Below are 14,729 nucleotides of genomic sequence, written 5' to 3'. Positions count from 1 at the left end.
GTGCACAAAAAGCCGGTCCATTGTTACTATATTTTCTGCAAAGTAACAAAGACTTTATTTATCGCTTAGTTTCCGCTTCAATCGGCCCGATTTTAAGCGGGGGATCGGATCAGGCGGTTGCGCAGGAACGGGGAGAGGCGGTTCAAACATGGCTCGGAAAGCACGTCCATGGTATCTGGATGCGGTTTTTTATCAGATATATCCCCAGACCTTCTGCGACTCGGACGGGGATGGCATCGGAGATCTGAAGGGGATCGAAAGCAAGCTGGATTATCTCGCGGACCTGGGGGTTGACGCGCTGTGGCTGAACCCGATTTTCGAGTCGCCGATGCTCGATGCCGGGTACGACGTCACGGACTACTATCGCATTCATCCCCGGTACGGTACCCGGGAGGACTTTCGCAGGCTCGTCGGCAGGGCCCACGACCGCGGCATGCGCGTGATTCTCGACCTGGTGCTGAATCACACCTCCCGCCGGCACCCGTGGTTCCTCGAATCGCGCCGGATGGAAAAGAACCCGTACTCGAACTGGTACGTATGGAACTTCAACGCGTGGAATGCCGCCGCGCTTCCGGGGAAGTGGCTGACGAATCTCGAGGGGCGACACGACAGCGTGCTGTCCACATTTCATCAGGATCAGGTCGATCTCAACTTCGGACTCCCCGTGCTCCGGGACGGGTACGGCAATTCGCCGGACGACCCGGGCGTAAAGCGGCTCTGGGAGCAGATGCGCCACGTGGTCTGTTACTGGCTGGACCAGGGAGCGGACGGGTTCCGGTGCGATGTGCCCAACTGCGTGGGCACCAAGGCCTGCTGTCACGAGCCCGGTCTCAACCGCGCCTTCTGGAATTACATCCGGGAGGCGGTCGACGCCTACGGGGACCGTGTGATGGTCGCGGAGATGTGGGACGATGCGTCGGAGGCGGTCAACGAACTCGGCTTCCATCTGCAGTTCACCAAGAACTTCTGCATGATCTCGACCCCGCGGGACACGCTGTTTTCCGAAAACCGGCAGTTTATCCGCGACGGCGAGGCGCACGATCCGGTGGAGTTCGACCGGCACCTCCACCTGCAGACCGGAAATCTCCGGCGGTCGGACGGAGCGATCGCCATGCAGACCGGGAGCCACGACCTTCCCCGCCCGAGTACGGGAAGCTGCGGCGACGACGACCTGACGATGCTGGCGCTGGCGATCAACCTCACCAGCAACGTGGTTCCGTTTCTGTATTACGGCGACGAGATCGGCCTCGAAGTCAATCCCGCCGCCCCCTCCCACGAAGGGGCGTCGTTCAAGGCCCCGTACCGTTGTCCGATGCCCTGGAACGCGGGCCGCAACGCGGGCTTCAGCGAGGCGCGCAAGCGCGATCTCTATCTTCCTCTGCACCCGGACTGGCGGCGAAGAAACGTGGAAAATCAATTGAAAGAAGGGGGCTCGGTATTGCAGGAAGTGAAGGCGCTGATCGCACTTCGCAGAACCGCGCCGGCCTTGTCGAGCGCGGCGGAAAAGATCACGCTGCGGGCTCGCACCCGTGATCCGTTGTACGTATATCTCCGGCGGGGCGGCGGCCAGGTCCTGCTGGTGGTGGTGAACGGCGATGCGCGCGGGCGGGGCATGCGGCTGGACCTTTCCGGGGTGCTCGGAAAACGGCGGCGGCCGTACCGCGCCGGCCTCCGGTCGGGGAGGCACGGCGCGGCCTTACCCGCCGGGCCGCTGGATCTGCGCGACCGGGTGTTGAGTATGAAGGTTCCGCCCCGCACCTACGGCGTATATGAAATTGCATAAACCGATCGTCATGCTGGCCGTCTTGGCGGCGGTTCTGGCGGTAGAGACGGAAGCCATGGAACTCAAAACCGTGCGCTGCGGCGAACGCGCTGTTTTCAAGCCGGAACCCTGCGGCAGCGAAGAGATGGTCTATTACGCGGTTGACCGCGGCGACGGAACCTTGTGCACCACCGCGCGCGGCGCGGGCACGTCCGCGCCGCGCCTTTCGCTCTCCTGGGCAGAACCGGGGGTGTACGAAGTGACGCCGCGCGCCGTCAGCCTTTCAGGACGCATTTACGAGTCGCCTTCCCGCACGTTCCGTGTCCGCGGGCGTTCCGTTGCGGAAACCCGGGCGATCGGGGACGCGGCGTCCTTTCACCACGATACGCTGGACGGACCGGCGGAACAGGGTCCCGATCCGAAAGCGTCGCAGTCGCCGTATGCGGTGCAGTGCAGCGGCCTCTGGTTCGACCGCGTGGTGGCGCTGGACGCGCTGGAACTCGACGCGCATCCCGACCACCCGTTCCCGCCGGATTTCGAGGTGCAGTACTGCACGGACCGCGGCGCCACCTGGTATCCCGTGCCTTCGGCGCGCTTCGTGCACTTCCCCGATCCCGACGGCCGTACCGTACGCATCCCCCTGCACCGGCTCGCTGTGCGCGGCGTGCGCGTCATGACCCCCCGCCCTCCGGAACTCGAAAACGGGGCCTTCGCCCTGCGGCTGGGCGCAATGCGGGCGCGGGGCGACGAACATACGCTCTTCGAGATGGACGCGCCGGCGCAGGTCCGCGCGGACTGGAACAACCTGTGGACGATCTACGGCACGGCGGATGCGGAGGTGCACGGGAATTTTTCGGGCTGGTGGCCCACCGATCGTCCGGACTGCGGAGGGATGACGGGCATCGGGAGCACCATCTGGGCGCACTGGAACGCGATGAAGCTGGCCTGGACCGCGCGGGAGCACGACCGCGCATTTTACGAGGAGATCGTCACCACCTATCCCCAGGACGAAAACGGGTTTCTCGGCGTCGCCCCGAACAGCTTCCGCCACCTGGGCCACTCGAAGCATTACGTTACGCCCGCGATCTATATCGCCGGTCTCGCGCGGTGGTATCTCACCAATCTCGATCGCGCGTTTCTGGAGCAGCGCGCCGGCCCCGGCGAACCGACCCAGCTCGAGCGGATGAGACGCGCCATGACCTTCCAGGTGGAGTCCATGGACGGCCGCTCCGGCGTATTGACGATCAAGGACCCCGAAAACGACGGCACGGTGCACGGGCGCAGCAGCAACTACTGGGACGGGTGGCGCTTCGGCTATCAGTCCGCCTACGCGAATGCCCGCTTCTACGATTCGCTCCTCTGGATGGCGAGGCTCGAACACGCGCTCGGCCGGAGTACGGAAGCGGAGGAGTACCACGCCCTGAGCCGCCTCGTTCGCGAACGCTTCAACGAGATCTTCTGGTCCGAAGAGCGCGGCCGTTTCATCGGCGCGGTCGACCGGGAAGGGAATCGCCACGATTACGGATTCAGCTTCGTGAACCTTGAGGCGGTCGCCACCGGCGTGGCTTCCGACGAACACGCCGAAGCCGTGCTCGAATGGCTGGACGGCGAAAGAATCGTCGAGGGCGACACCTCTACGGGAAGCGACATCTATCACTTTCGCATCGCCCCCCGCGCGAACACGCTGGCGGCGGAGGCCGTGCGACCGACGTGGTGGGACAACTGGACGATGAAGGTCGGCGAAGGTGAAATCGGTGAATACGGCAGGCAGATTCAGAACGGCGGCGTCATCTTTTATGTCTCTTACTACGATCTGATGTCGCGGTTGCGGGTTCGCGGGATCGGCGATGCGATGCGCCGCATGGAGGCAATCCTCGAGGAATTTCATCAGGACCAGCTCCGCCGCCAACCCTGCAATCAGCATGGGAGTACCCACCTGCTCGGCATACTCCGCGAATTCCCCGAATCGGGCCTGGTCCCTCTTTTTTTCGTCAACGGGATCCTCGGACTGCGTCCCGCCGCGCAGGGACTGCTTATCACGCCCGCTCTGCCGGCGGAATGGAACTACGCCGGGATCCGTGCGTACCGCTACGCGGGGGAGGAGTACGCCCTGCGGATTGAACGCGGTCGCGAAGAGGCAGCCTCGAGCGAAGCGAACGGGAAGACGCACTGGCGGATTCCCGCGGAAGGACGCTGGATACTGAGCCCGGACGGCGTACTGCACCGGGTGGGAGAATGAGCATGACCGATCGGCCCGAAAGAACCATGAGCCGGAGGAAGAGCCTGATGACGATGGGATGTGCCGCGGCGGCGGCTGCAGGGAGCTTTGCTGCGGAGGAACGCCCGGTCTTCTCGGATTTCTTCACCCCGCCCGGCGGTCTCGACCTCTACCTCCGCCACATGCACGACCTGACCGGATGGCGGCGCGTCAAATCCCCCTCGCGACGCGGAGCGCGCTCGCTCGAAATGACCCTCCGGTTCTCGAAGCGTTTCAGGCGGGCTACCCTGTTCTGGGATCTTTCGCCGGTCCATTTCACGCGCCTGCGCACCGCCCTGTTCAATCCGAACGGACCGGAACACCCCGTCTATTTCAGATCGGTGCTGCGGACGACAAAAAGGAAAGTGTGGCGCGCGCCGTATTACGGCTCCTCCGGCGGCGCGGAGAGCAGGCCGGGCCGACCCCACGATTCGGGAGCGAAACCCCTGCCGCCCGGGGGAAGCGGGTGGATCCCCTACGAGGTCGACCTGGAACGCGACGCGATGATGCGCACCGGGCGGGAGGACGACGATCGCGGTTCGATCGACGATGCGGCGTTCGAGTTCATTATGTTTTTCTTCGAGCCGCCGGACGGATACCGGCGCTGGGGCGAGCCGCTCAGGCTGATCATGGACGGCATTGAATGTTTCGCGTAAGAGGTTAGAATCAACCCGTGATGCACTTTGACCGCGCGTATCTCGATCTGTTCCGCGAATCTCCTCTCGCGTGTGCCGTGGAGACGGAGCATCCCGACATGGAGCCGCACGCGCACGAGTTCGATGAACTCGTGCTGATCGCCTGCGGAGAGGGCCGACACGAAGCGGGCGGCACGGACTACGGGTTCGCAGCAGGCGACGTGTTCGTGGTGCCCCGCGGGATGCGCCACGCCTATCGCGATATGGAAGGGGTCACCCTGTACAACGTGCTCTACGACTTCGATCACATGGGCATGGCGAACTGGGACGCGCGCGACCTGCCCGGCTTCCGGGCGCTCTTCGCGCTGGAGCCCGCGGCGCGGGAGCGCAATGAATTCCGCGGCCGGCTGCACCTCACCGCCCACCGCCTCCATGAGGCCCTGATCCACCTGCGCGCATTAAACGAGGAACTGGAGGAAGAACGCCCCGGCTTTCGCGTGGCCGCGTTCGGACGCTTCATGCAACTCGCCGCCTTCCTCGGCCGCTGCTACGAGGAACAGGAGGAACCCTCGTCGGAAGCCCTGCTCAGGATCAGCCGCGCCATCGGTTTTATGGAAGAGCATTTCCGGAATCCGCTCTCGGTCCGGGAACTCGCCGATGCGGAGCACACGTCGGTGCGGACCCTCCAGCGGCTCTTCCGGGAGGCCCTCGATACCACCCCGACCCAATACCTCCGGCGGCTCAGGATCGAACATGCCGCTTCGCTGCTGCGCGAGCGGCGCTGCACGGTGACCGAGGCCGCCTACGCTTCGGGATTCAATGACAGCAATTACTTCTCGCAGCTGTTCCGGGAGATCACCGGCGTCACCCCCACGGCCTACCGCCGCTCGGAAGACGAACGACACGGACTCGACGATTTCCCCGCGGACGATGACGGCGGGATGTCGCTGCCGTTCCCGGCAGCGCGCTCGGAGAGCACGCCCTAACCGAGAGACGCAAGCCGAACCCGTGCGTGAGGGTAGGGATTCTGCAGTACAGCAGAAGGCCGTCCGCCGTTTTCGTACTCCTGCTCGTACGCGTACTCGGAGCGCCGAAGGCGCGATCCCAGCAGTTCTCATTATGGCCGCATTCCGACCGCGGACGGCGTGGCAGCCGTCCCTCCCGAGTCGATATCCGACGCCTTTTTGGGCATTGGGAGGGTCGGGTGCCACCCCGACCGAAAAGGGTGAAGCCATAATGAGAATCGCTGGCGCGATCCCACTCCCCCTGTTCAAGGAATTCGAGTACGAGTACGATATTCCCCCGGGTGTCCCCATGTGGAACTCAGGGGTGACGGACGCGGCCCCGCTCCTAATGGGCCAGGGACCGGATGCGCTGACGCCATCCTTTCGGGGAGGTGCCGGTGCGTCGTTTAAACGCTTTGGAGAACGTGGGACCGTCGGCATAACCGACTTCCCCGGCGATGTGCTCGAGCGTCCAGTCGGTACGCATCAGGAAATCGCAGGCGCTGCGGATCTTGAGCCGTTCCAGGTACTCTTTGGGTGTGCAGTCCGCGTGTTTCCCGAACAGGGTGTAGAGTCGGCTCCTGCTGCAGCCGCAGGCCCCGGCGATTTCCTCGATGCTGCGCAGTTCGCGGTAATGCTTCTTCACATAGCGCAGGCAGCGTTCCGTGCGCCACCGCTCCCCGTCCGCCTGAGAATGACCCCTCAGGTCTTCGCCGAGCACGGTGCGCAGAAAGAGTTCGGCAAAGGGGTTGGCCAGCGTGATCCGGTCGTCCGACGTTCGTTGCAGCAGATCGAAAAACGTCGAGGTGAAATCGATAACCTCGCCCGCATCACAGAGCTGTACCGCGATCCTTCCCGGATCGATCAGATCATCCCACACGCGGTCGATCGCGGGGTCGAACATGATCATGATCAGATGCAGATCGTGCGGGTCCCGCTTGAAAAATTCGTAGGGCTCGTTCGGGCGTCGCAGAAAGACCGATCCGCGCTGAAGCGGGGCCTCGCGGCCCAGATGCCGGAAGACCGCCTCGCCGTCGGTGATCAGCGCCGCGCAGAAGCCCATGCGGTCCCGTGTCCGGATCCGCATGTGAGGTCCCCGGTGCTGCCGCGTGAAATGATAGATGAGATTCGGGGGGCGATTTTCGCGGTCCAGCCCGAAATCGACCGACTCGTAGCCGCGAAATTCAATTTCGGCGTATGTGCGTTCCCGCGCCATGTGGACAAAATGACATGAATCTCGGACATCTGTCCATTCCGGATTCCGGACGCATCGTCCAGTATACACGCACAGAAATGGGCGGGACAAGTTCACGGGAGTGCTGATGCGACGGAGAACCTTCATACAAAAAAGCACGGCGGCCGGACTCGGGCTCGCTGCGCGCGCGGGAGCGGGGGGGAGCATGAAGAAGAGGCCGAATCTGCTGTTCGTGTTCGCCGATCAGCACTCGTACGACATACTGGGATGCAACGGGTGTGAACAGGTGAAGACACCCCGCTTCGACGCCTTTTCGCGCGAGGGGCTCAGCCTTGACAGCTGCTTCTCGATCTCCCCCCTCTGCACGCCGATGCGCGGCGCGCTCCTGAGCGGTCAGCACCCGCTCCACAATGGCGCCTTCGACAACTGCGTGCAGATGCGCCCCGGGAACGGGGACTACTTTGCCGAGGTCCTCAAACGCCGGGGCTACACCACCGCCTATGTGGGCAAATGGCACCTCTATGGGGGGTACTGGTATCAGCCGGTTCCCGCCGGCCCTTTTCGCTACGGGTTCGACGACCTGTTCCTCACGAACAACTGCGATCTGAACTACACGCCGGGCAACGCCTTCTACTTCCATCCCGAGAGCGGGGAGCGGATCAAATTCGGTGAGTGGGAGCCGTTCGGGCAGACCGGCCAGGCGCTCGACTTTCTCGACCGGGTCAAGGCGGACGAGCCGTGGACCCTCTTCGTCTCGTGGCATCCGCCGCATAATCACCGCACCCGAAGTCCGGATCATGACTACGCCTACAGCGCACCGCGCGAGTATCTCGACCGCTACGAGTACGAGGCCGTCCGCGTCCGTGAGGGTACGCCGGACACGGAGGAAAACCGCCGGATGATGCACGGCTATATGGCCCTGGTCAGCAGCATCGACGACTGTTTCGGGATGCTGATGGACAAGCTCAGGGAGCGGGGCATGGACGAGGACACCATCGTCGTCTACACCGCCGACCACGGCGATATGCTCAAAAAGCAGGACGGGCGCTATTTCATCAAATCACACGCCGAATCCCAGTCGTCGCAGGTTCCGTTCATGATCCGCTGGCCGGGTCGGTTCCGGCCCGGCGAACGGACCGATCTCCCGTTCGGGACGCTGGATATCATGCCGACGCTGCTCTCGCTGATGGGGGTCTCGCCGCCGCCGAGCTGCCACGGCCGCGATCTTTCGCAGGCGTTGCTTCGCGGCGGCGACGGCGACGACCGGGCTTCGGTCCCGATGTTCATGTGTTCCTGCACCGAGTGGCGGGGCGCGGCGACGCGCGACTGGATCTATTCGTACGACCCGCGCTACCGCGGCCCCGGAGGGTGGCCGCACGATACCAACGCACTCTACGACCGGAGACGCGATCCGCAGTGCCTGAACAATCTCTATGGCATGCCCGGATACCGGGAGACGCAGGAGCGGATGCACCGCATCACGCAGGACTGGATGGCGCATTTTGACGACCCCTTCATGCCCTATGTCGAACTGCGGGACGCCGTCATCGATCCCGCCGACCGCAACGGCAAGCCGTACATCGACTTCTGGGACCCGGAGGCGGAGGGAGTTCCCGAAACGCGGCCGATCGAGGCCGCCCGCGCATGGGCGCGGGCGCAAACCTGAGCCGGGTCGGCCCGCGCGACCCGCCTGAATATCCGCCGTCGCTCCGGGTCGGACTCCGGGATCGACATCCTTTCCGCCCCCCCGATAACCGTTTGCATCGGCCTGACGCCGGCCGTATAGTTCGATCATCTCTACGGGAGGCGATTGGCATCATGGAATCGGCCGAAGCCGCCGGAATGAAAACCGGAAGAATCTTCGGCGCCCTTGCGCTGGCCGGGCTCTATTTGGCCAGTTTCTACCGCTTCGCGATCGATGTGTCCCATTATGCGGCCACGGATGCCAACTGGTCGCACGCGCCTTTTGTCCCGCTCATAAGCCTCTATGCCGTATACATGTATCGCGACCGCCTGCGGGCCATGGAGGCCGCTCCCGACCTGCGCGGACTGATCCTCCTGATCGCGGGCCTCCTGATCCACTGGTTCGGGGTCTATCCGGTCAGCCACGCGATGCTGCGCGGCTACGGGGCGATTCTCGGGCTCGGCGGCCTGTTGTGGCTGTTGACGGGGCCGATGATGCGTGTGCTGTGGTTCCCCGTCGCGTACCTCGTCTTCGCCGTTCGCGTCGGCGATCGAATCTGGACCGCGCTGGCACAGCCGCTCCAGCACTTGGCCGCGGGCTCTTCGGCCCTGCTGCTGCGCGCCTTCGGAGTGGAGGCGTCGTCCCGCGGCGCCACGGTGGTGCTGTGGAGCGGGATCGACCGCCTCGGCGAACTCAACGTCGCCGGCATGTGCAGCGGTCTGCGTATGCTGATGGCGTTTCTCGCGATGGGCGCGGCCGTGGCCTGGCTCTCCACGTCCCGGCCGAACTGGCTGCGGCTGACGCTGTTCGTCGCCGCGGTCCCGATCGCCGTCGCCACCAACATCGCCCGCGTCACCGCGTTCGGACTGCTCGCACTGGTGCGCCCGGAATGGATCGAGGGCGGCGCGCATACGGCCACCGGCGTGGCGATGATCGCGCTGGGGCTGGTGCTCTTCCTCGGGCTCCTGGCGCTGCTGGACCGGCTGTTCGTCCCCGCCCCGGAGGGTCCCCATGAAGATTGATCGCCGTACCGGAACGGCGTGGCTGCTGGCCGCGGTCGTATTGCTGATCGGCGCGGCGGGGTCGCGCATGGTGCTGCAGTCGTTCGGCCGCGTGTTCGACAAGGAGAAGCTGCCGCTGCGCAGATCGTTCGAGACCATTCCGATCGAGACGGGGAATTATCGTTGTCGCGAGGAGTCGCGCGAACTGCCCGAGGCGGTGCAGGCCTCGCTGAACGCCGATGCGCACCTCACCCGCCTCTACCGCGACCGCCGCTTCCGGCCGCAGGAGCCGGGAGCCTGGATCCGGCTTCACCTGGCCTACTACAGCGGGATGACGGATACCTCCGTAGGCCACCGGCCCGAGATATGTTACACGGCGGCGGGGGCCGAAACGGTGTCCGGCGAGCAGGTCCGGCTGCGGCTCGGGGCGGACGGCGTCGAGCGCGAAATCCCCGCCACCCTCTTCCGCTACCGGCGGCCCGGCGACGAGCGGACCGAATCGGTGGTCTATTTCTTTCTGGGGAACGGCAAAGTTTTCGGCACGCCGCTCGGGGTTCGTCTGCTCGATCTGAATCTCGACGACCGCTATTCGTACTGGTGCAAGGTCGAGGTGCAGACGATCGGGGTGCGGCGCGGCCCCCTGGCGCGCCGGGTGGCCTCCGAATTCCTGGACGCCGTGCTGCCCGCGGTCGAGGCGTGCATGCCCGCGTGGCCGCCGGACAAGCACCGTGCACCCTGAGTTTTGGATCACGAAAGCAGGAGGGGGACGTCGATGAAAAAAATCAATTACCGTGTACTGATCCCGCTTCTGGTGGTCGTGGCCGCCGTCGTCACCGGGGTGACCCTGCTGCAGCGTCAGCAGTCGCCCGACGCACTCGAACACAGGGGAGATGCGCTGCTGGAGGAAGGCTCGGCCGAAGCGGCCCTGGACCTCTACATGCGCGCCCTCCGCAGCGAGCCGGGGAATCCGGAGCTGCGGATGAAGGCGGTCCGGGCCGTCGAATCCCTCCCGCCGCTGAGCATCGACCGCGCCCTCGACCACAGCCGCTTCATGCTGCGCAGCCTGCACCGCGTGCTCGACATCGATCCGATGCACGGACCCGCGCGGCGTCGACTGCTGGATTTCTATTTCGAATGGGCCGTGGCCGTGCGCGACCGCGCCGTGTGGCAGCATCTCAAGGAGGCCGCCCACGAGTCCGTGGCCGCCGCGCGGATCATGAGCCGTGAACCGTCGCCCCTCACCCTCAAGTACCGCGGCGTGGCGGAACTGAAGACCGGCGAGCCGGTGCCGGTGGAAGAGGCCGAACGCCGTATCGGAAAGACGGTCGAGGATCTGGTCACCCGCTTCCCCGACGACCGCCTCGTGCTGATGCAGGCCGCCGAATACCACCGGCGGCTGGCGCGTCGCTGGCAGATGGCCGGCCAGCCTGTCCGGGCCGGGGAAAGACTGGATCGCGCGGAGTCCCTCCTCCGCGATGCGGTGGCTTCGAGCCCGGACGACCTTCGTCTGCGTATCGGGTACGTCCGCACGCTGTGGACGAACCCGGAGCCGGGTCCGTCCGCCGCCACGGCCCGGGTGGAACTCGACCGGCGCCTGGGCGGCGCGGAGGATAACGAGACGCTGCGCCGCGCGGCGCGGTTGTACCTTTCGCTTCAGGACCGCCGCGACGAGTCCCTGAACCTCGAATGGACGGCGGAGGAACTGCTCCGGCGCGCGGTCGACCGCCACCCCGACGACCTGCTGAGCCGGCTGATGCTGGTCGAGATCTCGGACCGCCGGGGCGGCGGGGACACCGAAGAGGACCTGCTCAAGCTGTGGCGCCAGCGCCGTGCGATCCGGCCGGGCGTGCCCGCGATGATCGCCGCCCATGTACGGCCCGTGGCCGGCAGTCGACTGGCCGATCTGCACCTCCGCCTCGCGGAGCGCGCTCCCGACGCGGAAGAGCGGCAGCGGCGCCTGCGCCGCGCCGACGAGGTGCTTCAGTCGCTGGCGCGGTTTAACCGCCGCGACGGCCTGCTGCCCATGCTGCGCGGAAAGCGACACCTCATCGCCGGCGAGGTGCGCCAGGCGGCGCTCGCGCTCCACGAGGCGGAACGACGGTACGAGAACCCGCCGGTGGACGTCGTGTACCTGGCGGCCCGGGCTATGATGCAGGCCGGTAATTACGGCGCGGCCCGCTCGCGGCTGGAGCGGCTGGCCCGCCACCCGCGCGCCCTGGAGATGGAGCGTGTGCACGCCGACCGGGTCGAGGTGGCCCTGCGCCAGGGGCGCACCGCCGACGCCCTGCGTGTGCTCGAACACGCCCGGAAGCGGTTCCCGGATTCGGAGCCGCTCGACATCCTCTACCTGCGCGCGCTCGATCGACGACGCGGGGAGTCGCAGGCGGAGCATGGGCCCGAACCGGCGCTCGAAATCGTCGAACGGCTGCGGAGCGCGGCCGTGGAGCGCGGCAGGGGACTCGCCGCCGCCGTGCGCACGCTGGAGGCCGCGGGCCGGCTCGGTGCGGCCCGCGAGCTGTTGCGCGAGCGGCGCGCGCAGGCGCCCTCCGACCGGACGGCGTTCGCGGAACGGCTCCGGATCGAAGAGCGGCACGCGGGCGCGGACGCCGCGCGGGGGTGGGTCGAGGAGGTGCTGGCCGGGCAGCCGGACTTCTTCCCCGCCCTGGCGGCAAAGGTGAGGCTTACCGGCGATCCCGCGCCGATGGAGGCGTTCGAGGACGCCGTGCTGGCCGCGGAAAACCGTGTCGACGATCTGTGGAAACTTTACGGATGGCGCCTGGAACGAGGCGAGGAATCCGCGGCGTCGCTCTTGTGGTCCCGGCTGAAGCAGCGCCGCCCCGATTCGCAGGCCGTGTTGCGCGAGGACTTCCGGCGCGCCCTGGAATCGGAAGAGTGGAACCGCGCCGGGAGCCTGGCCGTCGCCGCGGAGAAAGATAATCTCGATCTTGCCTCGGGCGCGGCCTGGCGCGGACGCATCGCGCTGGCGCGGCAGGATTATCCCGAGGCGGTGCATCAGTTCGACCTGGCGGTCGAACGCATGCCGGTCTCGCCCCGCCTGTGGAAGGAGTACGGCGAGGCGCGACGCGGCAACGGCCAGCCCGATGCCGCGGAGAAGGCGTTCCGGCGCGCGCTGGAGCTGCGGCCGCAGTATACGGCCGCGGTGTGGTCGCTTCGCACCCTTTACACCGAACGGGGAAACTACGCCGAGGCGGTCCGGCTCATGGAGCAGGCGATAGGCCGCTTCGACGAACGACCCTTTTTCCGGCATGTGTATCTCGACGATCTCGCCCGTGCGGGGAAGGTCCGCGAGGCGATACGCGGCCGCGAGGCCTGGCGGCGGGACGAACCCGGCCGCGCGGAGAACGTACACGCCCTCGCCCGGCTTCACCTCCGGCAGGGACAGACGGAGAAGGCGCGCGAAATCATGGCGCCGCGGATGGAATCGGGCGCGACGGAGTACGAGGACGTCGAAGTGATGGCCGCGGTCCACGCCGCGGCGGGCGAATACGAACAGGGCGTGGCCCTTTGGGACCGGTGGATTCAGGACGGGCGGGGCAACACTGTGCAGGCCCGCATTGCGCGGGCCCGTTACCTGGCGGGGTTCGCGGATGCGTCGCGTGTGCGGGCCGCGTTCGAGGACGCGGTCGAGGCGGCCGGTGACGGATCCTCCGCGTCGCTCAGGGCCTTCGGCGGGTGGCTGAATGCAAGGGGCGATCCGGCTGCGGCGCTGGCGCGGTACCGCGCGGCCGCCGCAGCCGGCGACCGGGAGGCGGCGCTGAGAGTCATCGATCTGCATCTGCAGCTCGATCAGGCGGATCGCGCCGGCGAGGCCCTGGCGCAGTTTCGACGACGCTTCGGTCTCACACCGGCCGCACTCGTACTCGAGGGCCGGCTGCAGGAAAAGCGCGGCGACCTCGAAGGCGCGGAACACAAGTTCAACCGCGCCGCGGAAGAGGCCCCCTGGAATCCCAACATGTACCTCCAGCGCGCCCGCTTCTTCGTCCGCAACGAAAAGGGCTCCTGGATGGAGCGGGCGGAGAGCGACCTGAAAAAGGCGCTCAGGCTGCAGCCTGCCTTCGCGGACGCGCAGCTCGCGCTGGCCTCCTTCTATCTCAATCCCGCCGTCGACCGCCCCGAACAGGCGGCGGCGGAACTCCGCAGCCTGATCCGCCGCCATCCCGGCGACCCGCGCGCCTACCGGGTGCTGGCGTCGCTGCTCCTGGGCCGCGGGCGCGAGAGCGAACTGGAGCAGCTTCTGGATACCGCGCGGGAGCAGTTTCCCGGAGCGGAATCGTGGAAGGAAATACGGACCGAAGCCGCGTGGCGGGAAGGCCGTCGCGACGAGGCGCTGACGGCGCTGCGCGAGGCGTGGGAGCGCAGGGGCGATGCCGTATCGTTGAACGCCTGGGTGCGTGCGCTGATCACGGTCGATCCCGGCGGGGCCCTGCGGGCCATGGAGTCAAACGCGGAGACGGTGCGGGAGAACCCCGCGCTCAGGCTGATGTACGGCATTGTGCTTGCCGCCGAAGGGCGCGCGGCGAAAGGGCGCGCGGAACTGGTAGCCGCGTTGAGGGCGACCACGGATCGGGCGGCGCTGCTGGACGCGACGGCCATGCTGCGCAGCCACCTCGAAGACGGCGACCGGGTGGCGGTATTGAAGTCATGGTGGTCCGGCAGCGGCGATCCGGCGGCGGGCTGGTCACTGGGGCGCGCCTTGACGGACTCGGGTCGTGCTTCCGCGGCCGTGGCCCCGCTGACCCGCGCGCTGGAGAGTGAGGATCTTCCCGAATGGCTGGAGGAACGCCTGCGTGCGGAACGCGCCGCGGCCCTGATTGCGGCCGGGCGGCCCGCCGACGCCGAACAGGAGCTGGAGACGCTCGTGCGCGAGCATCCCGGGAATCCCCATTACCATAACGATCTCGCCTGGCTGCGGCTCGAGGAACTGGACCGGCCTCACGACGCGCTGCCGGCGGCCGAGGAGGCGTGCCGCATTTCTTCCGACAACGATCGCGTCCGCGCCGAACTTCGGCACACGCTCGGCCGCATCCATCGCGTGCTCGGCAATCGCGAGCAGGCCCGCTTCTATCTGGAGAAAAGTCTGGAAGACCACCCGACCGGGCACGCGCGTTCCGATCTGCGCAAGCTGGACCTCGAATCGCCATGAAACATTGAAGAAGCCGCGGCGAAGCTT

At 66.5% G+C, this 14,729-nt stretch carries 9 protein-coding genes; 8 read left to right on the top strand and 1 reads right to left on the bottom strand.

What is annotated here, in order from left to right; translation table 11 throughout:
• Nucleotides 1–148 precede the first annotated feature (148 nt).
• The 4 genes from L21SP4_RS12015 to L21SP4_RS12000 are packed head-to-tail and all read left to right on the top strand — an operon-like array spanning nt 149 to nt 5,640.
• Nucleotides 149–1,783: an alpha-amylase family glycosyl hydrolase gene (locus L21SP4_RS12015; protein ID WP_052882881.1), complete on the top strand. Its 1,635-nt coding sequence runs from the start codon at nt 149–151 to the stop codon at nt 1,781–1,783.
• Nucleotides 1,770–4,001 carry a glucosidase family protein gene (locus L21SP4_RS12010; RefSeq protein ID WP_052882880.1) on the top strand — a complete coding sequence of 744 codons (2,232 nt, stop codon included), beginning with the start codon at nt 1,770–1,772 and terminating at the stop codon, nt 3,999–4,001. Before L21SP4_RS12015 ends, L21SP4_RS12010 begins: the two co-directional genes overlap by 14 nt.
• A gap of 47 nt (nt 4,002–4,048) precedes the next feature.
• Complete coding sequence (locus tag L21SP4_RS12005; protein WP_160300829.1) at nt 4,049–4,675, top strand: hypothetical protein; 627 nt, start codon at nt 4,049–4,051, stop codon at nt 4,673–4,675.
• A gap of 20 nt (nt 4,676–4,695) precedes the next feature.
• Nucleotides 4,696–5,640: a helix-turn-helix domain-containing protein gene (locus tag L21SP4_RS12000; protein ID WP_144413866.1), complete on the top strand. Its 945-nt coding sequence runs from the start codon at nt 4,696–4,698 to the stop codon at nt 5,638–5,640.
• 364 nt (nt 5,641–6,004) lie between these two features.
• Here the strand turns inward: L21SP4_RS12000 and L21SP4_RS13020 are convergent, their stop codons facing one another.
• The gene (locus tag L21SP4_RS13020) at nt 6,005–6,874 is read right to left on the bottom strand and encodes a helix-turn-helix domain-containing protein (RefSeq protein WP_052882877.1); all 870 of its coding nucleotides are present in this window, start codon (nt 6,872–6,874) and stop codon (nt 6,005–6,007) included.
• Nucleotides 6,875–7,058: 184 nt separating this feature from the next.
• Between L21SP4_RS13020 and L21SP4_RS11990 the strand changes: the two genes are divergently transcribed.
• From L21SP4_RS11990 to L21SP4_RS11975, 4 genes are all read left to right on the top strand, one after another.
• Nucleotides 7,059–8,519: a sulfatase-like hydrolase/transferase gene (locus tag L21SP4_RS11990; RefSeq protein ID WP_052882876.1), complete on the top strand. Its 1,461-nt coding sequence runs from the start codon at nt 7,059–7,061 to the stop codon at nt 8,517–8,519.
• A gap of 152 nt (nt 8,520–8,671) precedes the next feature.
• Nucleotides 8,672–9,559 (top strand): exosortase/archaeosortase family protein, encoded by an 888-nt coding sequence (locus L21SP4_RS11985; protein WP_052882875.1) that lies wholly within the window; start codon nt 8,672–8,674, stop codon nt 9,557–9,559.
• Nucleotides 9,549–10,277 carry an exosortase-associated EpsI family protein gene (locus L21SP4_RS11980; RefSeq protein ID WP_052882874.1) on the top strand — a complete coding sequence of 243 codons (729 nt, stop codon included), beginning with the start codon at nt 9,549–9,551 and terminating at the stop codon, nt 10,275–10,277. The genes L21SP4_RS11985 and L21SP4_RS11980 overlap by 11 nt, the downstream gene beginning before the upstream one ends.
• Nucleotides 10,278–10,310: 33 nt before the next feature.
• Nucleotides 10,311–14,702, top strand: coding sequence for a tetratricopeptide repeat protein (locus tag L21SP4_RS11975; protein WP_052882873.1), 4,392 nt, complete (start codon nt 10,311–10,313; stop codon nt 14,700–14,702).
• The last annotated feature ends 27 nt before the right edge of the window (nt 14,703–14,729 follow it).

This window comes from Kiritimatiella glycovorans (genome assembly GCF_001017655.1).
Taxonomy (GTDB): domain Bacteria; phylum Verrucomicrobiota; class Kiritimatiellia; order Kiritimatiellales; family Kiritimatiellaceae; genus Kiritimatiella; species Kiritimatiella glycovorans.
The sequence above is the reverse complement of the archived record's forward strand: the minus strand, read 5'-3'. Positions and strand labels throughout refer to the sequence as shown.

Coding starts and splice junctions, on each gene's coding strand:
- L21SP4_RS12015 (WP_052882881.1), top strand. CDS start 149: ATGGCTCGGAAAGCACGTCCATGGTATCTGGATGCGGTTTTTTATCAG.
- L21SP4_RS12010 (WP_052882880.1), top strand. CDS start 1,770: ATGAAATTGCATAAACCGATCGTCATGCTGGCCGTCTTGGCGGCGGTT.
- L21SP4_RS12005 (WP_160300829.1), top strand. CDS start 4,049: ATGACGATGGGATGTGCCGCGGCGGCGGCTGCAGGGAGCTTTGCTGCG.
- L21SP4_RS12000 (WP_144413866.1), top strand. CDS start 4,696: ATGCACTTTGACCGCGCGTATCTCGATCTGTTCCGCGAATCTCCTCTC.
- L21SP4_RS13020 (WP_052882877.1), bottom strand. CDS start 6,874: ATGGCGCGGGAACGCACATACGCCGAAATTGAATTTCGCGGCTACGAG.
- L21SP4_RS11990 (WP_052882876.1), top strand. CDS start 7,059: ATGAAGAAGAGGCCGAATCTGCTGTTCGTGTTCGCCGATCAGCACTCG.
- L21SP4_RS11985 (WP_052882875.1), top strand. CDS start 8,672: ATGGAATCGGCCGAAGCCGCCGGAATGAAAACCGGAAGAATCTTCGGC.
- L21SP4_RS11980 (WP_052882874.1), top strand. CDS start 9,549: ATGAAGATTGATCGCCGTACCGGAACGGCGTGGCTGCTGGCCGCGGTC.
- L21SP4_RS11975 (WP_052882873.1), top strand. CDS start 10,311: ATGAAAAAAATCAATTACCGTGTACTGATCCCGCTTCTGGTGGTCGTG.